This is a genomic window from Paenibacillus sp. FSL L8-0436 (assembly GCF_038593025.1).
Taxonomy (GTDB): Bacteria; Bacillota; Bacilli; order Paenibacillales; family Paenibacillaceae; genus Paenibacillus_AQ.
Genome location: NZ_CP151955.1, coordinates 1,583,399 through 1,605,370, shown reverse-complemented (window position 1 = coordinate 1,605,370; position 21,972 = coordinate 1,583,399). Strand labels below are relative to the sequence as shown.

Below are 21,972 nucleotides of genomic sequence, written 5' to 3'. Positions count from 1 at the left end.
CTCCTTCCCTTCGATAATGTTTATCGGACTAGCCCCTTCTTGTCAGGCCTCCGCAGGCACTTCGGCCAGTGCTTCATGCAGCAGTTCAAAGGAACGGATCCGCTTATCGAAGGGCTGCACATTAGTCGTGACGATAAACTCCTCGACACCCGATGCTGTAGACAACGCCAGCAATTGTTGCCGCACGCTGGCTTTTGTCCCCTTTGTAATTTCCGGCTCCCGCTCTTCTATGGTGTAATCTTCCGTACTCTGCCGGGTAAATTCCTCCGCCTGCTCCCGGGTAGCAACCGTCAGTGTTTTGCCGCTGGCCAGATTAATCCGGATCAGCTTATGCGCTCCGGCCAGTTCTTTGGCCTCCTCCTCGGTTTCGGCAGCCAGGACAGACAGCGCAATAATTGCCCGGGGTTCTTTTCCCGGCGAAGTCTCGAAGTTGTTGCGGTAAGTCTCGATCGCTTCCAGCGCTACCGCCTGATCCCCATTGATGAATAAAGAGAATACGTACGGCAACCCCAGTCCGGCAGCGATTTCCGCACTGGCTACACTCGCACCAAGCACATAAATTTCGGGAGGTGTCCCTGGAATCGGGCCTGCTTTCAGCCCCGCCAGCGGATGGTCTTCCTCCAGCCGGTTATGTACATACTTTTCGAGTTCGATAATCTTGTCCGTCAGGCTGGAGGGTTCAAAGCTGCCCTGCTGCAATGCCTGTGTGCTCCTTGGCAGCCCCCCGGGAGCACGGCCAACCCCCAGATCCACCCGCCCCGGTGCAAGCGAAGCCAGCACGTTAAAGTTCTCCGCTACCTTATAAGGGCTGTAATGCTGAAGCATAATGCCGCCAGAGCCGATCCGGATGCTTTCTGTCTTAGCGAGCAGATGAGAAATCAACACCTCCGGGGAAGAACCCGCTACCTGCCCGGAGTCATGATGCTCCGAAACCCAGAAACGGCGGAATCCCAGCTGCTCGGATAATTGCGCCAGCTTAATCGTATGCAAGAAGGCTTCTTCCGGCGTTTCCCCCGGATAAATTGGACTTTGGTCGAGGACACTTATTGTAATCGCCATATTTTGGCCTCCTAAATGGAATAGTTCAGTTCCGGTGTAATCCGCTTCAGGAACTGCTTTGTTCTTTCTTCACGCGGATGATTGAACAACTCTGTCGGTGTCCCTTCCTCAACAATCACACCGCCATCCATGAACACTACGTGATTAGCGACATCGCGGGCAAAACCCATTTCATGCGTCACGACAATCATTGTGATGCCTTCCTTGGCAATTTTGCGGATGACAGCCAGCACCTCGCCCACCAGCTCCGGGTCCAGCGCCGACGTAGGCTCGTCGAACAGAATCACTTCCGGCTCCAGCGCCAGGGCGCGGGCAATGCCTACCCGCTGCTGCTGCCCGCCCGACAGCTGGCTTGGATAGGCGTCCAGCTTGGCTCCAAGCCCCACCTTCTCCAGCAAAGCGATACTCCGTTTTTTCGCTTCCTCCTTCGGAAGCTTTTTGACGATAAGCAGCCCTTCCATCACGTTTTCCAGCGCGGTTTTATGCCGGAAAAGGTTATACTGCTGGAAGACCATCGCCGTTTTTTGCCGCAGCTGATGAATCTCTTTTTTGCGTGCATGCCTGCAGTTCACTTTGAAATCGCCGATGGCAATCTCCCCGTCACTGGGCTTCTCCAGATAGTTCACGCAGCGCAGTAGGGTAGTTTTGCCTGAGCCGCTGGGGCCAAGGATGACAACAACCTCGCCTTTGGTGACGGTTAAATCAATATTGTTCAGCACCTGATTCCGGCCAAATGACTTCGAAATACGCTCCAGCTTGATCATGCCACTCCACCTCGATTGTAAAGATTGATCCGTTTCTCGATCAGGGACGTCAGCCGCTCGATCAGGAATGTAAGCCCCCAGAAGATCAGCGCCGCCGCCAGGTACGCCTCAAAGAACTTCCAGTTCGTCGAAGCCACAATCTGCGCCTTGGCGTTGATATCCACTACGGAAACGGTAAAAGCAAGCGTTGACCCATGCAGCATACCAATAACGGAATTGGACAGATTGGGCAGACTTGCCGCCAGCGCCTGGGGAAAGACAATCCGCCGCAGGGCCTGAGGGGTGGTCATGCCTATGGAATGTGCAGCTTCCAGCTGGCCCCGGTCCACGGCAAGCAGACCGGAACGGACGACCTCGGACATATAAGCACCAGCTGTAATTGAGAACGAAATATAGGCAAAACCGATCATCGGAACCGACACCGACCTGAACCCCCAGCCAAAGTGGGCGGCCAGTCCGTCAATAAGGACAGGAAGTCCGAAATAAATCAGCAGCAGATGCGTCAGCATCGGAGTGCCCCGGATAAAGGTGACATACCCGACCGCCAGCGGATACAGGACAGGCACTCTGTAAATCCGGATCAATGCGACACAAATGCCGATAAGAAGGCCCACTGACACGGAGACAACTGTAATATATAGGGTGGTAGGAATGGCGCTCAAGATTTGCAGGAACGCCGTCCAGATAAATGATGGATCCAGTTTCATTATCCTGCGCCTCCTTTACCCGATCCCATTTCCGCAATAATCCGCCGGTAGGACCAGTTTTTGTGGACTCTAAACGATTTTTTCTCAGGGGTGCTCCGCTTTTCATGCCGCAGCAGCCGGTGCTCCGCCACAAGCAGCAGCTTCTCAATTGTATAGCTGATGACCAGATAGATCAGGGCAAGGGCAATGTAGGTTTCGATAAAATGCTGTGTCAAGCTGCCAAGCGTCTGTGCTTTGCCCGTCATTTCCATCACACCAAGCGTGAAGGCCAGCGATGTATCTTTCAGCAGCGCAATCACCAGATTGGAGAATACCGGAATCGCGATGCCGAGCGCCTGCGGCAATACGATCCGCGTAAAAGCCTGGAACCCCGTCATTCCCGTAGCATAGGCAGCCTCCACCTGCCCCTTATCCACCGCCATCACAGAAGCCCGGATCATTTCGGACATGTATGCCCCCGTATGCAGGCCGTAGGTTAGAATCACAAAGACAAGCACCGGCGTCCGGGTCATATCCACATGAACCAGTTTTAGGATTTCAGGCAGCCCGTAATAGAACAGGAAGAGCTGGATCAGAATCGGCGTTCCCCGAAAAAAAGAAATATAGATTTCAGAGAAGGTTTTCAGCACCGGCACTTTGTACAGGCGGGGCAGAGCCACGAGAAAACCGACTATAATTCCTGCCAGCAGCGAGCAGGCGACAATCAGCAGTGTGGTGTTTAACGTCCCCAGCAGCTTAGGCAAAAATGAAAATACATAGCTGATATCAAATGGTTCGCCCATAAACTCCCTCCCTTCCCACACTCACAGGCTTAATCATTGAACCGAATTCGCTGTAACATCCGCACCCAGCCATTCCGTGCTCAGCTTGCCCAGTGTACCGTCTGTCTTAAGCTCCTTGATCGCACCGTCAATCGCATCCGATAGCTTCTGCGAATCAGCATCATCCTTGCGCAGCACATAGAGAATATCTGCCGATGACAGCTCGTCGCCCGTTGCCTTCAGCTGGCTCTGCGGATCAATGATCGGAAGGACAAAATCGGCAGCCAGCGTGGCGTCTACACGGCCGGAGCTGATCTGGGCAGCTGTATCGTTAGCCGTACCGTTTTGGTACACGATGTTAATCGCATTGTCATGCTCTTTATTGTAGTTCTCAAGAATTTGCGCCTGTGCACTGGTTGCACCCGTCAGCACCTTTTTACCTTTCAGATCATCCAGCGAATGAATCGACTCATTGTCCTTAGCCACCACAATGCGGTTTCTCCAGTGGGCGTAAGCTTCTTTGTTAAAAGAATACTTCAGCTCGCGCTCCGGATTTTTTTCCATAACATGGGCGACCAGGTCGATTTTTTTGGTTTCCAGACTCAGCAGCAGGTTGCTGAAATCCATCGTCTGCAGTTCGAATTCATATTCCGGCAGGCGATTGTCAATTTCTTTAATCAGCTCCACATCAAACCCGGTCAGCTTGCCGTTCTCGTCGATGTAGCAGACTTTTGGAAAACCTGTGCCTGTGCCCACGATGATCTTCGTTACCTTGGCCGGCTCTGCCGAAGCATTACCCCCTTGCGCATTAGCCTGTGCTGCAGCTTCTGCCACATTCCCGCTCTTGCTGCTGTCCGTGTTGTTGCCGCCAGCACTATTACTGTTATTTCCGCAGCCGGCAATCGCCAGCGTGAGTATTGATGCAAATACCAGTGAGATTGACTTCTTCATGTTTCTATCCCCTTTGAATGAAATGTGGTTTGTTTATAAGTGTCTTTTTCAGCAGATACATGATGCCGTCGCCATTTTGCAGATCAAGCTCCAGGAACTTTTCATAACCCCGCCGCTCATACATCTCAACCAGCCACGGATGTTTTTTCGCCGTTGCCAGAGTGACTTCGGGTGAGCCCAATTGTCCGAGAATAATATGCTCCTCTACCCAATCCAGCAGCTTTCCGCCATAACCCTTGTTGCTGTATTCCGGACTCACGGCGAACCATTTGATAAAAGGCAGCGAGCTGAGCTTCTTGACCTCTTCTTCTTTTGACAAAGTGATTGTCGCAATAATCGTTCCGCTGACTTCAAGCACATAACATTCATTGGTTGAAATATTGTCTTCAACCAGCGCCAGATCAGCGTTTGCCGCTGGCCAATGCAGCCCCAGTTCACGAATCAGCTGATAGGCACGATATGTAATATCCAGTAATTGCTCCGCATCCTTCTGTTCTGCCAGCCGGTATACTTCACCCATCGCATGCCCTCCAACCTTTCGAATTTTAATTTTATAATCCCTATCGAATTAGTCGTGATTATGATTATGCAATTAACTTTATCACCGCAGGTATCCATGCGCTAATAGAGTTTTTTAATACATCTATACAAGAAGTCGATCTCCGGCTTTACCTATGCTAAGTTCCAGCAGGGTTTCGATAAACTCCGCATTTTCCCCGTTCAGGGAAATCAGGCTGGTCCGCAGCGAAATCCCTTCCGTCTCCGCGATATCTACCCGGATCAGCGTCCCTGCCGCCACTTCCTCCTGCACACTGAGTGCCGGTAGAAAGCAAATCCCCGCTTGTTTCAGCACCAGCTTCTTGGCCGTCTCCAGGTTATCCACCTGATATTCAATATTCGGCGGCTGCTCCATACTCTCAAATACACGGTGCAGCCGCATCCAGTCCAAAGAGCCGCATTCAAAGAAAACCAGCGTCTCCTGACGGATATCCTGTATTGAAGCACGGCCTCCCTTGGCCAGGCGATGCCCCTTGTGCACATACAGCGATATAGGGTCCTCGCAGAATGGAAAAGCCTGAATCGCCGGATTTACGACTTTACGGATAAAAGCCAGATCGAGCTCCTTCGACTTCAGCTTGCTGATCAGCACTTCCGTAGACGCTGTCGTTAGCTTGATCGTGATATGCGGATACCTGCGCTTCAGATGAAGCAGCAGATGGGGCATCAAATAATTGGACACCGAGACAGTGCTGCCGATTCTCAGCTCATTGGGAATATGTCCTTTCGATTGTATTTGATGCTTGCCGGTTTGATAGACCTGGAGAATCTGCTGGGCATAGGGGAGGAACTGCTTGCCTTTATCGGTGAGATTAATCTGCTTGCCCAGCCGGTCAAATACCCGGCAATCCAGCTCCCGTTCGAGCGATTGTATACGGGCGGTAACTGTCGGCTGCGAGATATACAGGACTTCGGCCGCTTTATTGAAGCTTCCATAATGGTTGATGTACACAAAGGCCTCAATATTTTCAATGTTCACACCTAGCCCCCCTTAGTTGGGTTTAATTTTACTTTTCCGATGAATTAACAATGAATTATGGCGAAACGTTCTTATAGATTTTGTATATATCTTATTCACGGCATATTTTTTTGTCAACAAATATTCCGTGTATTTCAGTCGGATTTCCATTAAATAAGTCACAAAGATGGATAGAACTTTTCTATTCATTTATCAGAATTATTAAATTCCTCTTATGTCTATGTGATTTGTCAGTTATAATAACTTCACTCGCCTGATCTTTCCACCTGACTTATGTAAGGGAGGTATATCGTGAATATGTCAAAAGAGATCATTATTCGTGACGCTGCAGATAATGAGCGCGAAGCCATCGCCGAAGTGCTGCTGTCCGCATACAGCCAATATTCTGCCGACATGCCTGAGCCGCAGTGGGAAGCGTACCGGAACTCAATCCTTGATTCGGTACACGGTGATGCCCCGTTCGCGCGCATCATCGCTGAAACCGGCCAGCAGATTGTCGGCAGCGCACTGTTGTTCACCTCCTCGGAAACGGCTTACGGCAAGCCGGAGCTTGGCATCCACTCCCCTGTACTGCGCCTGCTTGCCGTCTCCCCTGACGTACGCGGCCGCGGCGTTGCTGCACTCCTGATTCGGGAAGCCGCCCGGAGATCCCGTGGGTTGGGCGCCTCCACCCTGAACCTGCACACCTCGGATATGATGGTCTCGGCGATCAGGCTCTATGAAAGGCTGGGCTTCAAACGGCATTTCGAGACCGATATTATGAACGGCGATACTTTGGTTAAAGGCTTCCGGCTGGATCTTTCATCGTTCCCGCCTGCTGAGCTGGAACACCCCCTAAACACAAGAATAGGCTAGCCCATGGGCCAGCCTATTCTTGCAAAAATGTTGAACTTCCTCTTACGCCCTCAGAATCCGTTTGTCCTTGGCCGCCTTCAGCCAGTGCGGAAATTCATTGAGCAGCCTGTCGTACAGCTCGTCATCCGATACCCGTTCAATCCGGTCCAAGTGAACAAAGTCCGCATTGTCCACGACTCTGCCGGTCATGTTGTCCAATCCTTCCAGCACTTCGAAATCCGAATTGCCGATCCCGACAAACTGCCAGAATATCGGCTGGACGGCTGCCTTCATAATCACCTTTTTGGTTAATTTCAAGACGCCTCCGTCATTGATAAATATGATAAATACCGGAGTAGAATCCTTATCCTCTTTGGTATACTTGCGGATCACATCCTCCATCACCGGAGGTTCATTGTTCCGCCCGAATTTATGAATCGAAGGATTTTTTAGAATATGTCTTTGTACATATTGTTCAAAGTCCCGTTCCGTAACCGGGGGCAACCGGCTGAATTCGTTATCGTACACCCAGACATCCAACGAGCCATTGTCGTCAAATTTGCAGGCAACGGCCAATATCCGTTCTACAACCTCCTGCACGATGCCGCGGGCATATAGATCTCTCATCGAGCCGCTGATATCCAGCACAACCCCAACCCGGGCCGTTACTCCGGTCAACTGCTTCTTTTCGAGTGTAAACTGAACTATTTTTTTGCGCAGATCAATGGTAGACAGGACAGAATTCTTTACAGGTTCCGGTGGTGTGGACGGCTCAGCTGGTGCTGGCGGCAGTGTGGGTGAAGGCGGTTCAAGCGGTGCCAGCACTTCAGCTGCAGCAGCAACCTCCGCAGAACCCGCCTCATCCACTTCAAGTCCGAAATTGACGCATAGTGCAGCCAAGCCTCCATTAAAACCGCTGCCGATGGCGTTAAACTTCCACTCCCCGTTATGGCGGTATAATTCTCCTGCTACGATCGCTGTCTCATCGGATAAATCAGAGCCATACTCAAAACGGAGCAGTTCCTCGCCGCTCTGACGATCCTGGAGCTTCAGATAAAGGCCGGATACATCTTTCATGCGGTGATTCAGCTGTTCGCCTTCATAGATAGTCAATGTCAAGGCGATCCGGGCAACCTGCTGCGGCAGACGGGACAATGAAACCGAGAGACTTTCCTTATCCCCCTGGTTCAAGACTGTGTGTGTTACGGCTCCATCCTGTGATACCGGATTTCCATAGAAAATAAAGTCCTCATCACGTTCGCAGCGTCCCCGCTCCGACAACAAAAAAGCAGCGGCATCAATCCCCATCTCTTGATTAGCGGTTGACCATCCGAAGGATAACGTAATCTCATTTACGTTTTTCCCTTTAGTTACATCTACCTTTTGACCTTTTAGCAGCTGCAGCATAACCTCATCTCCTCATTCCTCGATGTACTCTTCCAATTTTTCATATATAAGGAGTATCATACTCACAAGGTTTTGTAAAATTGCTAGATTGTATTTACCCCCTCACTACTTTAGTATTAATGATATACCTGATAGATAAGGGGCTTTACCAAATGAACTTCACAGCAATTGACTTTGAGACGGCAAATTCCAGCCGCTCCAGCGCCTGCTCCCTGGGTCTTGTCCAGGTTAGAGAAGGCGTTATTACAGCCGAGCATGTCTGGCTGATTGACCCGCGCCAGCGGTTTGACGGGATGAACATCGCTATTCACGGGATCACGCCGTCAATGGTCCAGGGGCAGCCTACTTTTGCTGAGCTGTGGCCATTGCTCCAACCGCTGCTGCAAGGCGAAATCGTCGTGGCGCATAATGCCGCCTTCGATATGAGCGTGCTGCGTTATTGTCTGGATGCCTCAGGGACCAGCTACCCGAATTTTCAATATATGTGCACCTATCTGCTGGGAAAAAAAATGCTCCAGGAGTTGCCTTCCCATAAATTGAATGTAATCTCACAGCATTTCGGCATCCGCCTGAAGCATCATGATGCACTCGATGATGCCCGGGCTGCGGCTATCATCTTATTGAAGCTGATGGAACAGCAGCAGCAATTCGAACCGCTGCTGCTCGCGGACAGTCAAGGCTATAAAGCCGGAACGATGTATTCGGGCGGATATACTCCTTTTAAATCACCACCCAAAAAAGCAGCAAAGAAACCCGGCAAAAAACGGGTTCCGCTGCTCCCGGCAGCACCTTTTGAGCAGCGCTTCTGAGACATCCCGGCAACCTACTGTGGATCAAAATAAAGAGCAGGTCTTCTCGGTTACTCAAGAAGACCTGCTCTTTGCGTTTTTTTGACGATTCTAGATTTTCGACCGGTAAACCGCCTTGTTCTCCAGTCCGCGGATAAACGGTGTCCATTCTTCTGTTTCCGGGGTCGTATCCAGCGCATCCTCCACCATCTGCAGCTTGGCATCCATCGCATCGATATGATGCAGCGCCACCGCTTCCGCCGTTTGCGGCTGAACAGGGCTTCCCCATTCGCCCAGATTATGATGGGATAAGACCAAATGCTGCAGCGCGATAACCTTTTCCGAATCCAGAGTAAAACCCAAACGAATCGCGGCCTCGGTAATCCAGTTCGACGCCATCGAGATATGGCCGATCAGCTTTCCCTGCACACTGTAATCCGACACAATGCCAAACTGGGAAATCATCTCCTCCGGCTTGGCGATATCATGCAGAATGATCCCCGCCTTCATCAGATCAGGGTTCAGGAACGGACGCTGTTTGCAGAGAAAATCGCCAATCTCCAGCATCCGCACCATATGATAGGCAAGTCCGGCAAAATAAGCATGGTGATAGGTCTTGGCTGCGGGATAATGCATCAGCTTCTCTTCCACCTTGCCGACACAGAAGGAGACGATTGCGGAAATCTCCTGATCGGCAATGCTGCTCATCACCCCTTTAATCGTATGGATAAGATCAACGGGACGGATTGGCGCAGACCGGATAAAATCAGTGAGCGATACACCGTCCGTCTCATTGGCCAGTCTGATCTTGGTAATCTTAACCTGCAGCTTCTCACGGTAGGTATGCGCTATGCCGCGCACCTTCACCAGCGCCATAGGGAAAAAGGTTTCTTTATCAGTTGTGCTGACATCCCAATATTTAGCTGTTATCTGACCGCTTGAATCACCGAGTACAATATCAAAATAATCCTTTGGAGGAGTACCGTTTGTCTGTTTGAGCGTCAGCTCCCGTAACAGATAGAACCCGACAAATTCGTCCTGCGGAGATAGCTGTTTAATTAGTGTCATGTTGGAGCCTCCCATTACTAGCAGGTATTATATCCTGCTGTGTATATTAAACTTTTGACATTCACCTTCGAAATCCCTTTAAATTACTATACGATAACGATTCATAATTATGCCCGGGCCTGTACCAAGCCGGTCAATAGCCTTTGCTTACAGCATAAAAAGAGGCTATCCAGAGCCATTTACAGGGCCTGAATAACCTCCTCATAGACGTTGCTGTATTATTTGCCTGCTGCTTCCAGCGCAGCTTTGATTGCTTCTACTGCTTTGGCGGAAACATCCTTCTCAGCATCATTGGCTCCGAAGGCAGCCGGACGGTATCCGTATTTATGCAGGCCATTCGTGCTGGAAGTGGACTCAATTTCTGTCTTCACCGCAAGCTCAGCCGGTGTTAATAGATATGGGGTCTTCACTTTTCCGGCACCGTCGAGATAATAGACCAGCATCAACACAGGAATATTATTTTTGACAGTAACCATAACATTGACGGATTTGTCGGCACTTGCTCCAATGAAAATTCCATCGAAGTAAGCTGCTTTGTCGGTTTCTACAACTTCAGCTTTACCATAAGCTCTGTCTACAGCAGCTTTCAGTGCATTACTGCTGCTTGTAGCGCCGGAGATGGCATCTACCGATTGTACACCTTCTCTTGTTCCTGCAGCAAGGAAGCTGGTAGTCAGCTGCGGAATTGCTTTTTGAACTTCAGCATAAGCCGCTTTACCTAAATCCACCATATTCATACCTACACGGGAAAGAGCAACATTCACAATCTTGCCGTTGCGCAGAGTTACATCTGCTCTGTTGGTTCCTTTATCATAAGCATCACCGAAAGCGGTGAAAGTGCCGTCTTTATAAGTGCCTTGTACTTTGGAAGCATTGGTCAAAGCGTCTGTCAGAGCTGCTTTTGCCGCTTTGGACAAAACTTCTTGACCCGGAACATCCGTCAAATCCACGCCTTGTTCAAGCAAACCTGCAGTCAGCAGTCCGACTACAGTTTTTTGTTCAGGTGTCAGCTTGTCATCGGCAATAATTTTGCCGTCAGCTGCAAAGAGGCTTACTTTAATGCCGCTTACTTTGCCGGCAGCAATGTCGACCAGCAGCAGGACTTTGTTCTGGTTGTCTACGCCGGCGAATTTGCCTTCAAAATATTTGCCTTCTGCAGGAACTTTCAGCGCCTTCTCGAAAGCTCTTTCTACAGCTTGGTTCCAGCCATGGCTGCTTTCGGTAGCGCCGGAAATACCGTCTACCTTTTCATCATAATTGGCCAAATAAGAACCGTTGGCAAGCAATTTGGCTGTCATTGGTGCATTTGCTTTCACAACTTCTGCATAAGCAGTTGCGCCTCTGTCTACCAGGTTGGAACCCAGTCTGTACAGCTTCACATCTACCAGCTTGCCGTTGCGGATAACGATATCGGCTCTTTCCACGCCTACGCTTCTTGCAGTACCGTAGGAAGAGTAGAATCCGTCAACATAAGCGGAAGTGTTATTGATGAGGGCGTTCTGCTCTGCATCCCAGAATGCCTGGATTGCAGCTTTGGAGTCAGCTTCAAATCCGGCTACAGGTTGTGCGGACGAACCGTTTGCGAGCAGTACAGACGTGATTGCCGCAATCGCTGCAGTTTGCTCTGCAGTGTAGGTTTTTTCATCCGCGAAATCTCCGCTTGTTGTCAGCGGGTACAGTTTAACCGCAGTCAGCTTGGTGGCATCGTAGGTTGCAAATACCGCATATTTACCTTGAGGGTCAATACCCATGATGTCGCCTTCGAAATAAGTGGCGTCAGCCGGTTTTACTTTCAGCGCTCTTTCAAACGCTCTGTCTACCGACAATTTCCAGCCGTTGCTGGAGCGGGTTGCACCGGAAACAGCATCCACTGCAGCAGCTCCAACTCTTGTCTTGCCGAGCAGTCTGTCTTTCATCAGACCATATGCCGCCCAGAGGCCGCTGTAATTCTCACGGACATTTCTGTCGATCAGCTTCGGAGATGTTCTCAGCAGATCAATGGAAGCGATTTTGCCGTCTTTAATCGTTACTTTCGCGCCTTCGGTACCTTTGGAGTAAGCATCGCCGTAAGCTACATATACCCCGTCTTGATACACATCTTGTTGAACCGTTACAGGCTTAGCAGTAGCGGCCGGTTTAGCTGTTGCAGTCGGTTTAGCCGTGGTAGCTGGTTTAGCTGTGGCAGTCGGTTTAGCTGTTGCAGCTGGTTTAGCTGTTGCAGCTGGCTTAGCAGTCGCTTTGGGTGTTGCAGCCGGTTTCTTTGTTGCTGCTGGCTTAGCAGTCGCTTTAGGCGTTGCAGCCGGTTTCTTTGTTGCTGCTGGTTTTTCAGTCGCTTTGGGCGTTGCAGCCGGTTTGGCTGTTGCCTTTGGTGTTGCTTCCGGTTTAGCCGTTGCTTCTTCCGAAGCGGCAGAAACCGCATCCACCTTCAAATTCAGTGCAGGTGCATTAATTGTGTAAGCGATTGGCGCAAGCAATAAGGCTGCGCTTACAGTCAAAGAAATCAGTTTTTTCAATGAGTATTCTCCTTTACCATATCCCCAGTAGTATGTAGCACTTTACAGCTGATCTTCCGTTTGGCCGTCTCTCATCCCTTCTTAAGAAGAAGATCCTGCTTCCTCCTAAGAGGTCATCCCCCCTTTCCCGTCCCCCCGTTAGCTATCCCAAGCACCATAGAAGAGCTCTTACGAATATCCTATTCAAAAGGTGAAACAATTCACATAGATAGGTGAATTAATTCACATTTATTAGTTCATGTCTGCTAGAGGCAATTTCTGGCTTGATGGTATCAAATCAAAGCTTGGCTTCTCTGTACATAAAATCACACACCCTATTAGAAACATCACTATTTTCATTTTATTTTAATTAAATAAATTTTTTATCTCTCAAATACTCCCATTTACTCCGTCATATGATAATAATGTGATGTCCTGTATTGTACTTACTAAGAGGATTATGATACTTTATAACGATGTCATGTTAATGTAAAGGAGCGTTCACTACGTTGAATCAGCCCTCTATCGGCGTCATTCTGGCTCAAATCGGAACACCTGACGCCCCCACCGCCAAGTCGGTACGCCCTTATCTGCGGAGGTTCCTGTCCGACCGCCGGATCATTGATTATCCCCCTCTGCTGTGGCAACCGCTGCTGCGCGGAATTATTTTACGGGTAAGGCCACGCCGGTCTGCCAAGCTCTACAGCGAAATCTGGCTCAAGGAAGGTTCCCCGCTGCTGCTTCATTCACAGGCCCAGGTGGCCGGACTGCAAAAGCTGCTCGGCAGCCGTTATCAGGTGGAACTGGGTCTTGCCTACAGTGAGCCCGGCATGGAACAGGCATTTGCCAGACTGGAGTCCTCCGGAGTGACCCGGATCATCGTGGTCCCCTTGTTTCCGCAATATTCTTCTACTACCACAGCATCCGTCTACGACGCCGCCTGCTTTGCCGCCCTCGGGCGCCGCAGCGCTGCCGGACCGGTATCCAAACGTTTTGTACCCGCACTCCGGTTTATGGAAGCCTACTATAATGCACCAGGGTATATCCTTGCCATGAAAGAGCTTTTACTGCGAGAACTACGTAAAATAAACACCAAACCGGATTACTTCGTGCTGACCTTTCACGGGATTCCCAGCAGGTATGCAGAGACCGGAGACCCCTACCCGGAGCAGTGTCTGGAAACGGCCCGCCTGCTTGCTGAAACGATGAATTGGGCATCCGGGGATTGGCAAATCTCGTTTCAATCCCGTTTTGGCCGTGAGGAATGGATCGGGCCATCTACAGAGGAAGTCCTGAAGGGGCTGGCCGGACGCGGGATTCAGCGGCCGATGATTTTTTCACCCGGACTTGTGACCGATTGCCTGGAGACATTGCATGAGCTTGCTGTGGAAGGAAGAGAGCAATTTGCTGCCGGAGGTGGACAAGCAGACTCCTTCCTTGCCGCCCCCTGTTTGAACGACAGTGAAGAATGGCTGGACTTTCTGGCACAAAAGGTCAGTGAGAATGCTCAAGGCTGGCTGAAGGAAGCTGTTTTATAGTGCATTTGAACTCATAGTAAATAAAGGATCTATATAGAATGAACTTGAAAATATACATTTAGGGAAAAGTAGCGGAGGGGAATTTTGGAACTGGAGGAGCGATAGCGTCCGCCTGAAAGCTTTCCGCAGGAAAGCTCACTTCGGAAGCATGGGCAAGGTTTGGATTTCTACCGCGATTCGCGGTTAAAATCAGGAAATCCAAACCTAACAGCGGCCGGAAGTCCAAATATTCTCTGGAGTCACGGCCAATCCCAAAATAGAAGAATTATAAGTTCAATCTATCTATCAAAGAAATAAGCCGCCCCTTGCGCAGATGAACACTGCGGACAGGGCGGCTTATTAAATGCGGGTATGATAGAACTGTGCACCAATCTCATGCAGTCAGTTGTTTGTATTTGGAGGTCAGTTCCTCAAACCATTGTTTGTCCTGGAGGGACAGTGCAAAATCAATCAGTTCGGCAATTTCTCCCGGCTGCAGTTCCGGTGAATCATTAAAGCTGACTTCCGCAGATACCGTTGCCGCTCCGTCTGCACCTTCGGCAAAATCATAGGAGAAGCTGAGCTTGATGTCACTCTCCAGAAATTCATTGCGCAGGAAGTAGAGCACTTCACACATCAGAACCGGTCTGACATGATTGTCGAAAACACATTCCATAACTTTTGCCCAGTAATGCTGGTTGTTGAGATGCAGCTTGTCATTCGTTAAGAGATATTGTTCTCCTTGAAAATCATTCACAAATCTCAACTCAAGCGGCTCCATTTTAAAAATACCGGTAATTTGCTTTATAGTAATATTCACGATGTCCTGCGTTTCTAATTTGATCATCTCATCCACCCCGTTCCATATATTTGAACTTTCAATCATTTTGTCTGATAATCACGATTTGGCAATAATTTTAATTAATTTATAGGTATTATCGTCTATTTTCATTATTTTGTTAATGTTTTTCATTAAAATTTTATAATAAATAGTTTCAATATGTGATGAAATGGTTAAATATATGCCCTCAAATCTAAGAAAATACCTTTTCCCTGCGACTTCCGACTCAAAAAAGGGCTTCCCCTCATGTTGCCACACCGCCATATAAGGACCAATTTCATAGCGAAATGGGGTGTCTCTGTCTGCATTCAGACTAAGAGACACCCCATTTAGTAGAGCGCATTCTATTTAATTCAACCTTGTCACTGTAAGATTAAGACAGCCTTAGCAAAATAATGTTACCAGCTGAATTCCCTCTTCCGGAGAGATGCGTACCAGTCCTTTATCCGAAATGCGCAAGGTGGGAATTACCGCAAGCGCAAGCAGCGACAGCGTCATAAAAGCATAATTCAGTGTGCAGCCCGCATCGTACAGAGCTTTGCTGATAGCAGCGGACTGGGCGGCTGCAGTCTCAAACGGTTCCGCGGACATAAGTCCGGCAATCGCAAGCGGGAACAAGGTCGTGCCGCCGCCGGTAATTACAGCCACTCCACCCTGCGCTTCAGCCACAGCCCGGGCGGCCTTAGCCATCAGTTCATCATCGTTGCCGATGATCAGCACATTGTGGCTGTCGTGGGCAACGGTCATGGCGATTGCCGCCGGTTCATGGAAGCCAATCCCCTCCACAAGCCCGACCGATTTGTTGCCGGTTCCTTTATGCCGTTCGAATACAGCGATTTTGCATAGGCCGTCTCCCACCTGCAGCTTGCCGTCCTTCACGGGACGCTGCACAATGAGTTCACCGGTCTCCACATGGTTCTCGATGACCTTAATGACCCGGACAGCAACACTGCCTGACTCCACGGGAGCATGGATAATAAAATCATCCGGAACCGGAAGCTGCGGTAAATGAACGGACGCCAGCACGTCCTGCGGGTAGGTGAATGCCGGCAGCGAGGCCGTCATGATGCCATTCTCGGCTACGACCACACCTGCGGCAATGGTCATAACGACGTTAACATCGGCCAAATTCCCGTCCAGCAAAATAATATCTGCGCAGGAGCCCGGAGTAATTGAGCCGATATCGCGGGCTACCCCGAAGCGCTCGGCGGTATTGATCGTTGCCATCTGGAAGGCAGTGACAGGTTTCACACCCTGGGAAATGGCATGGCGCACCACAAAATCCATATGTCCTTCATCCCGCAGTGATTCCGAGCTGCGGTCATCGGTAACGAGCATCATACGGCGCGTCTCCAGCCCGTGTTCGGTATGCGCTGTGATCGTCTTCGCCACATCATGCCAGGCGGAACCGCGGCGCATTTTGGCATACATCCCCAGACGGACACGCTCAATCACATCTTCTGCGGTAACACACTCATGGTCACCGGTTACACCCGCTGCCGCATAGACCGGAAGTCTCCAGTCACTGGACGGCCAGGTGAAATGCCCATCCACGTATCTGCCAGCCCGCAGTGTAGCCTGGATCTCGCCGAGCATTTTCTCATCGCCGTAGACTACGCCCGGAAAGTTCATCACCTCACCGAGGGCAATGACATCCGGCCCCCAGGTATAAGCCTCCGCCACTTCCTCCGGTCCGATAGAAGCGCCGGTTGTTTCGAATTCAGCTCCCGCCGAAGGCACGCAGGACGCTACCTGCATATAAGCGGCAAGCGGTGTGCCGCGCATCTCATCCAGCATCAGCTTGATGCCCTTCAGTCCGAACACATTGGCAATCTCATGCGCGTCGAAGAACCCGCCAGTTGTCCCGAGCGGCAGGACCGCACGGGCAAATTCCGTTGCTGTCAGCTGTGTGCTCTCAATATGACAATGTCCGTCAAGCAGTCCCGGAGCGATATATCTGCCGGCTGCATCAATGACCTGCGTGCCTGCTCCTATCGTGTGCGAAACATCCTTGCCGACATAGGCGATGCGTCCCCCCTGTACCGCAACAGACATTCCCTCCAGAATTTCACCGGAGATTACATTGACCAGCTTCCCGCCGGTTATTACCAAAGATGCCGGCTGATCGCCGCGGGCTGTAGCCACAAGCTCAGGCACACAATCCGCCAAAGGTTTTCTAATATAAGTCATGACTTCCACTCCCCTCCGATATCTTGAATATAGCTACAAACTGAGTTATAGCGTAAAACAACTATGACCTTGTATTTCAAGTAGAAACGGCTTCGCCAGCCTTAAAAGGACGGTATGCGTTTCAGCTAGAACTAGAAGGATAATTTATAGCGTGAAGCATATAAATTCTTATATTTTAAGAAAAACGGCCTTACTGCCCTTTGCAGGACGCAAGCCGTTTCTTGGTTAAAGCGCGGGCCGTCCGTTTAATCTGGACAGCACCTGTTCCCTACACTCGACCGGCTGCAGTATTCAACCGATTATCTTACTTTTGCATCATATACGTCAAGTGCCGCCTGAACGCCAAGCCCGGCGGGAACAGCATGCCCATGCCGCAGCAGCGCCCCCTCCAGCGCACCGAGCAGGCGCAGCACATTATTCTCCCGGCAGCTGAAGCCCATCGTACCGATGCGCCAGATCCGCCCTTTTAACGGCCCGAAAGAACTCGCAATCTCAATGCCGAAGCGTTCCAGCAGCATCGTCCGCACGGCTTCCCCGTCAACGCCCTCCGGAATCAGCACACAGGTCACCACCGTCAGTTTGCTCTGCGGATCTCCGTACAGCTTCAGCCCCATTGCCGTAAGTCCGGCAACTAGCGCCGCTTCATGCAGCGCATGCCGGGCATGCCGGGCCTCCAGCCCTTCCTCAAGCACCAGCCGCAGCCCTTCGCGCAGCGCATAAAGCATGGAGGTCATCTCTGTATGATGATTCAGCCGCTGGGGGCTCCAGTAGTCCTGAAGCATTCCCAGGTCAAAATAATTGCTGCGCACAAAATCCAGCGCTTCAGCCTGGACCTCACCGGTCCTCAGGCCACGCTCCACCCGCTTGCGCTTCAGGAGCTTGGCCTCCGCCCGTGCATTATACGTAACCGGGGCCATGCCCGAAGGAATGGACAGGCATTTCTGCGTGCCGCCGATCACGGCATCCAGCATCCAGGCATCCGTCTCCACGGGCACACCTCCGATCGTCGCCACTGCATCCACAATCAGCAGGGCATCCTGCTCACGGCAGGCCCGCCCGATGCCGGCCAGCGGCTGTACACGTCCCGTGGAGGTCTCTCCATGTACGATTGCTACGATATCAGGCTTGAAGCTCTTCATGGCTGCAATCACTTCCTCGGGGTCAAACACGCAACCCCATTCCTTCTCAAGCGTCAGCACCTCTGCCCCGCAGCGTTCAGCGATTTCATGCAGCAAATGGCCGAAGCGGCCAAAAATCGGGATCAGCACCCGGTCCCCCGGAGCAATCAAACTGACCATTGCCGCTTCAATTCCGGAGCGTGAAGTGCCGTCCACAGGGAAAGCCCATTGATTGTCCGTAACGAACAGATCCCGCAGCATCTCCATCGTTTCATTCATAATACCCGTAAATTCGGGATCGAACTGTCCCAATACCGGAAAAGACATGGCCCGCAGCACGCGCGGATCGACTTCCACCGGACCCGGGGTCATAATGCACCGCAGAGACGGCGACAAATCTTCGTACCGCTTCATAATCATCTCTCCCTAGGCTAACTCAGCTCTCTTTATAGGCTAATTCATGTAACATAGCTGTTAAGACATCCAGCCCGGCTGCCAGTTCCTCCGGCGACGAGTATTCATCCGGGGAATGGCTGATTCCCGCCCGGCTGGGCACAAAAATCATGGCTGTCCGGCATCCGGACGCAAACAGCTGGGCATCATGTCCTGCTCCGCTGATCATGGTGCGGAAGGTTTTCCCCTGACTCAGACAGATCTGTTCCAGCGTCCTGCTCAGGCCTTGATCCATAGGCGCAGCCGCTGTGGACAACGTCATGACCACTTCCAGCGTCAGTCCCCGCCTGGCTGCAATATCCTCAAATCCGGCTAACACTCCAGAGCAGAAGCTCTCCAGCCTTTTCGCCTCACTGTGGCGGATGTCCAGCGTAAACTGTACATCCCCCGGAATAACATTGGGTGTGCCCGGGTAAACCTCAAGCCTGCCTGAAGTGGCTACCAGCGGATCTCCGGCTTCCACCGCAGAGCGTTCCACCTCCAGCAGCATTTCCGCTGCACCGGCAAGCGCATCCCGCCGGTGCAGCATCGGTGTTGTGCCGGCATGATTGGCAGTTCCGCCGACCTTAACGGTAAAGCGCCTCTGGCCGGCGATGGCCTGCACGACCCCAATCTGCAATGCGGATTGTTCCAGCACAATCCCCTGTTCAATATGCAATTCGACAAAAGCGCCGATATCTGTTCTGGCTGCCGTTTGTCCTGCCGCAACAGCTTTATGAGCTCCGAGATCCCGGAGATCTCCTAGCGGGTGCTCCGAGCTTAAACCGCAGGCTTCCATCGCTGATTTTATCGTTACACCCTCTGAATCGGCGGTAGTCTCGGCTTCGCTTCCATCATACAGGCCCGTAACATGGCCCGAGCCCCAGAAGGTCAAGGGAAACCTGCTGCCCTCTTCTTCGCTGAAGGATACAACCTCCAGGGTCCGCAGCGGCTGCCCGAAGGTCTGCTGCAAATATTTCAGAGCCGTCATGGCGGCGGCTATTCCATAAGCGCCGTCATATTTGCCGCCGTTCAGAACCGTATCAATATGAGATCCGGTTAATATCACTCTACTGTCCGGTTGTGATCCGCCGAGCCGTCCATAAACATTCCCCACCCTGTCTGTCCTGACCGCCAGGCCCATCCCGGCCATCCGCTCCTGCAGAAACTGCTGGGCCTGAAGCCATTCCGGTGTGTACAGCAGCCTGGTAACCCCGGGTCCGGGGGCACTGAAAGCGGCAAGCTCCTCCAGCAGCATCAGCATCTCCCGGGCCGGTGCCTGAATCAGCGGCGTATTCATGTAGAGGGCTGCCCTTCATAGGCCCTCAGCCATTCCCCGTCGCCTTCGGCCACCACACCTTGTTCCGAGTTGTAGACAACCTTACCCCGGCTGAGCGTTGCCATTACCTTGCAGGACAAGGTCATTCCGGTATAAGGACTATGTTTATGACGGTATAACAGATCTTCTGCCGCCAAAGTATAGGAGTGATCCGGATTCAGCAGTACCAGATCGGCATCCAGCCCGGGTGCGATCGAGCCTTTACGGTGATCCAGCCCGAATCGCCGCGCTGGAAGTCCTGACAGCAGCGCAGAAATCTGCGTAACCGGCAGTCCACGCACATTCACCCCTTCGTGGAACATCAGCTCCAGGCTGCTCTGTGCGCCGGAAATACCGCCCCACGCCTCAAAAAAAGACAATCCGGGAGCAAGCTTAAGCTCTGTCGGACAGGGCGAATGGTCTGAGGCGATGAGATCGATTTTACCGTCTGCGAGTACCTTCCACAAGCGTTCTTGTTCCTCCAGGCTGCGCAGCGGGGGTGCACATTTGGCCAGCGGTCCCAGTTCCTCCATGGTATCCTCATTCAGGATGAGATAGTGGGGGCAGGTTTCCGCAGTAACATCAAGGCCGCGCAGCTTGGCAGCATGAATCATTTCAATCGCGGCAGAAGTGCTGATATGCACGAAGTGCAGCCGGCAGCCGGTTCGCTCACTGTATAGCAGCGCTCTGGCTACCGCCTCCAGCTCGGCTTCCGCCGGGCGGGAAGCGGCAAAATCGCGCGCTCCGGTCCGCCCGCTGCGCAGGGCGTCGGCCGACAATGCCGCCGTCAACTCCTCGCTCTCTGCATGCAGTGCAAGAATGCCGCCGAGCGCAGCAATTTTCTTCATCCCTTGATAGAGGGAATCATCGTCCACCTCGCGGAATCTCCCTTCCCCTTCACCGCCGGGGTTGGAGATAAAGGCCTTAAAACCGGTAACCCCGGCTGCCGCCAGCGGCTCCAAATCTTCCAGATTGCCGGGAACGAGTCCGCCCCACAGCACATAATCCACTGCAGAGTTCCCGGATGCGGCTTCTGCCTTGAGCTGCAGCGCGGCTTGATTGACTGTTGGCGGGTTGCCGTTCAGCGGCATATCTGCATAACAGGTGATGCCTCCTGCCGCCAGCGCCGCCGAACCGGTACGGAAGCCTTCCCAATGGCCCAGTGCCGGTTCATTAAAGTGGACATGCATGTCAACCATGCCCGGCAGCACATATAGCCCTTCCGCATCAAGGATGCGGGTATCCGCTCCTGCTGCAAGCTGCTTGCCGAGGGCAACGATCTTGCCGTCCTTCACCCCGATATCCAGCTTAAGCACTTCCCCGGGGAGCACTACATCTCCATTTTTGATGATAAGCTCATAGGTTACTTCCATGAATCGGTCACCTCCGGTCATCTGATCTTTATGATTTCATTAGCTTCCCCGGTACGTGCTGTACCCTCCGGGAGCCACCAGCAGCGGAACATGATAATGGGCGGACGGATCAGTTATATTGAAGCGGATCGGGATTTGTTCGAGAAAGAAAGGGGCGGCTCCATCAGCACTGTTCCCTTCTCCGGAGGCTTCAAACGGCAAACCGCTGCTGCGAAAATAATCTCCGGCCATAAACAGCAGCTCATAGCTGCCGGCTGCCAGTTCTGCACCTTCCAGCAGCGGAGCGTCCAATCTGCCATCGGCATTCGTTACGGCTTCGCGCAGCAGTGAAGCTGCCCCGTCTTCCAGCCTCCATAGCTGAAGTGCCATGCCGGCAGCGGGGATGCCCCCGGACAGGTCGAGAACGTGGGTAGTCAGCCGCCCGCTCATGCCGGAATCCCTCCGGGAACCACGGTACTAACTATAATCCGGCATGGCAGGCCATCCCGCAGATCTGTCCTGCGGAGCATGCTCGAACATCCGCCCTTCCAACCGGACTTCAGCAAGCGAGATATATCCATCACACGGATGCCAGCCCACTGCCAAGCTTTTTCCGTTGAATTTTCAAAGTTGAAGTTATTGGAACCTTTCGTTCCATGCTTTATCAGTTCAATCCGATGTTTAATCCAATGTCCGTTCAGCGGTCTGTTCAGTTGCTTATTCAATTGCTCATTCTGCCGTCTTTTGGCGTGTACCTTCATCCGTTCCGGCATGGCTGATCCCTCCTGCGGGTTGTGTAGTGGATGCAGCATTAATTCTCAAAGGTGCAGTTTTAG

Annotated in this window: 20 protein-coding genes and 1 pseudogene; 3 read left to right on the top strand and 18 right to left on the bottom strand. The window is 51.8% G+C overall.

All coding sequences use genetic code 11. The features are described 5' to 3' along the window. Window positions 1-42: 42 nt before the first annotated feature. The 7 genes from NSS79_RS07475 to NSS79_RS07445 form a co-directional block, all read right to left on the bottom strand. Window positions 43-1,059: an LLM class flavin-dependent oxidoreductase gene (locus NSS79_RS07475; protein WP_342438853.1), complete on the bottom strand. Its 1,017-nt coding sequence runs from the start codon at window positions 1,057-1,059 to the stop codon at window positions 43-45. A gap of 11 nt (window positions 1,060-1,070) precedes the next feature. Further along, window positions 1,071-1,823 carry an amino acid ABC transporter ATP-binding protein gene (locus tag NSS79_RS07470; RefSeq protein WP_076114529.1) on the bottom strand — a complete coding sequence of 251 codons (753 nt, stop codon included), beginning with the start codon at window positions 1,821-1,823 and terminating at the stop codon, window positions 1,071-1,073. Next, the gene (locus tag NSS79_RS07465) at window positions 1,820-2,530 is read right to left on the bottom strand and encodes an amino acid ABC transporter permease (protein WP_076114528.1); all 711 of its coding nucleotides are present in this window, start codon (window positions 2,528-2,530) and stop codon (window positions 1,820-1,822) included. The genes NSS79_RS07470 and NSS79_RS07465 overlap by 4 nt, the downstream gene beginning before the upstream one ends. Next, window positions 2,530-3,312 carry an amino acid ABC transporter permease gene (locus tag NSS79_RS07460; protein WP_341119688.1) on the bottom strand — a complete coding sequence of 261 codons (783 nt, stop codon included), beginning with the start codon at window positions 3,310-3,312 and terminating at the stop codon, window positions 2,530-2,532. Before NSS79_RS07460 ends, NSS79_RS07465 begins: the two co-directional genes overlap by 1 nt. Before the next feature lie 33 nt (window positions 3,313-3,345). Next, complete coding sequence (locus NSS79_RS07455) at window positions 3,346-4,242, bottom strand: transporter substrate-binding domain-containing protein (RefSeq protein WP_341119687.1); 897 nt, start codon at window positions 4,240-4,242, stop codon at window positions 3,346-3,348. Between the two features lie 4 nt (window positions 4,243-4,246). Beyond that, window positions 4,247-4,762 carry a GNAT family N-acetyltransferase gene (locus NSS79_RS07450; RefSeq protein WP_342438852.1) on the bottom strand — a complete coding sequence of 172 codons (516 nt, stop codon included), beginning with the start codon at window positions 4,760-4,762 and terminating at the stop codon, window positions 4,247-4,249. 123 nt (window positions 4,763-4,885) lie between these two features. Continuing rightward, window positions 4,886-5,779: a LysR family transcriptional regulator gene (locus NSS79_RS07445; RefSeq protein WP_038587362.1), complete on the bottom strand. Its 894-nt coding sequence runs from the start codon at window positions 5,777-5,779 to the stop codon at window positions 4,886-4,888. Between the two features lie 291 nt (window positions 5,780-6,070). Between NSS79_RS07445 and NSS79_RS07440 the strand changes: the two genes are divergently transcribed. Then, on the top strand, window positions 6,071-6,634 hold the full coding sequence (locus tag NSS79_RS07440) for a GNAT family N-acetyltransferase (protein WP_342438851.1): 564 nt from the start codon (window positions 6,071-6,073) through the stop codon (window positions 6,632-6,634). Between the two features lie 42 nt (window positions 6,635-6,676). On the opposite strand, the gene NSS79_RS07435 is transcribed toward NSS79_RS07440, so the two are convergent. Together NSS79_RS07435 and NSS79_RS07430 are read right to left on the bottom strand one after the other, a co-directional pair. After that, on the bottom strand, window positions 6,677-7,348 hold the full coding sequence (locus NSS79_RS07435; protein ID WP_038598856.1) for a VWA domain-containing protein: 672 nt from the start codon (window positions 7,346-7,348) through the stop codon (window positions 6,677-6,679). Between the two features lie 153 nt (window positions 7,349-7,501). Continuing rightward, window positions 7,502-8,020 (bottom strand): annotated as a pseudogene (locus NSS79_RS07430) (TerD family protein); the annotation flags it as partial. A gap of 152 nt (window positions 8,021-8,172) precedes the next feature. Here NSS79_RS07430 and NSS79_RS07425 point away from each other — a divergent pair. Then, window positions 8,173-8,829 carry a 3'-5' exonuclease gene (locus tag NSS79_RS07425; protein WP_342438850.1) on the top strand — a complete coding sequence of 219 codons (657 nt, stop codon included), beginning with the start codon at window positions 8,173-8,175 and terminating at the stop codon, window positions 8,827-8,829. A gap of 90 nt (window positions 8,830-8,919) precedes the next feature. Here the strand turns inward: NSS79_RS07425 and NSS79_RS07420 are convergent, their stop codons facing one another. Together NSS79_RS07420 and NSS79_RS07415 are read right to left on the bottom strand one after the other, a co-directional pair. Further along, window positions 8,920-9,876, bottom strand: a complete 957-nt coding sequence (locus NSS79_RS07420) for an HD domain-containing protein (RefSeq protein WP_038587356.1) — start codon at window positions 9,874-9,876, stop codon at window positions 8,920-8,922. Window positions 9,877-10,094: 218 nt separating this feature from the next. Then, the gene (locus NSS79_RS07415) at window positions 10,095-12,389 is read right to left on the bottom strand and encodes an FMN-binding protein (protein ID WP_342438849.1); all 2,295 of its coding nucleotides are present in this window, start codon (window positions 12,387-12,389) and stop codon (window positions 10,095-10,097) included. 488 nt (window positions 12,390-12,877) lie between these two features. On the opposite strand from NSS79_RS07415, the gene hemH reads away from it, so the two are divergent. Then, window positions 12,878-13,906 (top strand): ferrochelatase, encoded by a 1,029-nt coding sequence (gene hemH, locus NSS79_RS07410; RefSeq protein ID WP_342438848.1) that lies wholly within the window; start codon window positions 12,878-12,880, stop codon window positions 13,904-13,906. A gap of 373 nt (window positions 13,907-14,279) precedes the next feature. On the opposite strand, the gene NSS79_RS07405 is transcribed toward hemH, so the two are convergent. The 7 genes from NSS79_RS07405 to NSS79_RS07375 all read right to left on the bottom strand — a co-directional run bounded on the left by NSS79_RS07405 (window position 14,280) and on the right by NSS79_RS07375 (window position 21,909). Next, the gene (locus tag NSS79_RS07405) at window positions 14,280-14,732 is read right to left on the bottom strand and encodes a hypothetical protein (protein ID WP_342438847.1); all 453 of its coding nucleotides are present in this window, start codon (window positions 14,730-14,732) and stop codon (window positions 14,280-14,282) included. Window positions 14,733-15,110: 378 nt separating this feature from the next. After that, window positions 15,111-16,916, bottom strand: coding sequence for an adenine deaminase C-terminal domain-containing protein (locus NSS79_RS07400; RefSeq protein ID WP_342438846.1), 1,806 nt, complete (start codon window positions 16,914-16,916; stop codon window positions 15,111-15,113). Between the two features lie 299 nt (window positions 16,917-17,215). Continuing rightward, complete coding sequence (locus NSS79_RS07395) at window positions 17,216-18,448, bottom strand: alanine--glyoxylate aminotransferase family protein (protein WP_342438845.1); 1,233 nt, start codon at window positions 18,446-18,448, stop codon at window positions 17,216-17,218. A gap of 22 nt (window positions 18,449-18,470) precedes the next feature. Beyond that, window positions 18,471-19,766, bottom strand: a complete 1,296-nt coding sequence (locus NSS79_RS07390) for a Zn-dependent hydrolase (protein ID WP_342438844.1) — start codon at window positions 19,764-19,766, stop codon at window positions 18,471-18,473. Then, on the bottom strand, window positions 19,763-21,157 hold the full coding sequence (locus NSS79_RS07385) for an allantoinase (RefSeq protein WP_342438843.1): 1,395 nt from the start codon (window positions 21,155-21,157) through the stop codon (window positions 19,763-19,765). Before NSS79_RS07385 ends, NSS79_RS07390 begins: the two co-directional genes overlap by 4 nt. Window positions 21,158-21,196: 39 nt before the next feature. Further along, entirely contained in the window at window positions 21,197-21,586 is a 390-nt protein-coding gene (gene uraH / locus NSS79_RS07380) for a hydroxyisourate hydrolase (RefSeq protein WP_342438842.1), read from the bottom strand. Next, window positions 21,583-21,909, bottom strand: coding sequence for a hypothetical protein (locus NSS79_RS07375; RefSeq protein WP_342438841.1), 327 nt, complete (start codon window positions 21,907-21,909; stop codon window positions 21,583-21,585). Before NSS79_RS07375 ends, uraH begins: the two co-directional genes overlap by 4 nt. Window positions 21,910-21,972 lie beyond the last annotated feature (63 nt).

Coding starts and splice junctions, on each gene's coding strand:
- NSS79_RS07385 (WP_342438843.1), bottom strand. CDS start 21,157: ATGGAAGTAACCTATGAGCTTATCATCAAAAATGGAGATGTAGTGCTC.
- uraH (WP_342438842.1), bottom strand. CDS start 21,586: ATGAGCGGGCGGCTGACTACCCACGTTCTCGACCTGTCCGGGGGCATC.
- NSS79_RS07405 (WP_342438847.1), bottom strand. CDS start 14,732: ATGATCAAATTAGAAACGCAGGACATCGTGAATATTACTATAAAGCAA.
- NSS79_RS07460 (WP_341119688.1), bottom strand. CDS start 3,312: ATGGGCGAACCATTTGATATCAGCTATGTATTTTCATTTTTGCCTAAG.
- NSS79_RS07425 (WP_342438850.1), top strand. CDS start 8,173: ATGAACTTCACAGCAATTGACTTTGAGACGGCAAATTCCAGCCGCTCC.
- NSS79_RS07375 (WP_342438841.1), bottom strand. CDS start 21,909: ATGCCGGAACGGATGAAGGTACACGCCAAAAGACGGCAGAATGAGCAA.
- NSS79_RS07455 (WP_341119687.1), bottom strand. CDS start 4,242: ATGAAGAAGTCAATCTCACTGGTATTTGCATCAATACTCACGCTGGCG.
- NSS79_RS07465 (WP_076114528.1), bottom strand. CDS start 2,530: ATGAAACTGGATCCATCATTTATCTGGACGGCGTTCCTGCAAATCTTG.
- NSS79_RS07475 (WP_342438853.1), bottom strand. CDS start 1,059: ATGGCGATTACAATAAGTGTCCTCGACCAAAGTCCAATTTATCCGGGG.
- NSS79_RS07400 (WP_342438846.1), bottom strand. CDS start 16,916: ATGACTTATATTAGAAAACCTTTGGCGGATTGTGTGCCTGAGCTTGTG.
- NSS79_RS07390 (WP_342438844.1), bottom strand. CDS start 19,766: ATGAATACGCCGCTGATTCAGGCACCGGCCCGGGAGATGCTGATGCTG.
- NSS79_RS07420 (WP_038587356.1), bottom strand. CDS start 9,876: ATGACACTAATTAAACAGCTATCTCCGCAGGACGAATTTGTCGGGTTC.
- NSS79_RS07395 (WP_342438845.1), bottom strand. CDS start 18,448: ATGAAGCGGTACGAAGATTTGTCGCCGTCTCTGCGGTGCATTATGACC.
- NSS79_RS07450 (WP_342438852.1), bottom strand. CDS start 4,762: ATGGGTGAAGTATACCGGCTGGCAGAACAGAAGGATGCGGAGCAATTA.
- NSS79_RS07470 (WP_076114529.1), bottom strand. CDS start 1,823: ATGATCAAGCTGGAGCGTATTTCGAAGTCATTTGGCCGGAATCAGGTG.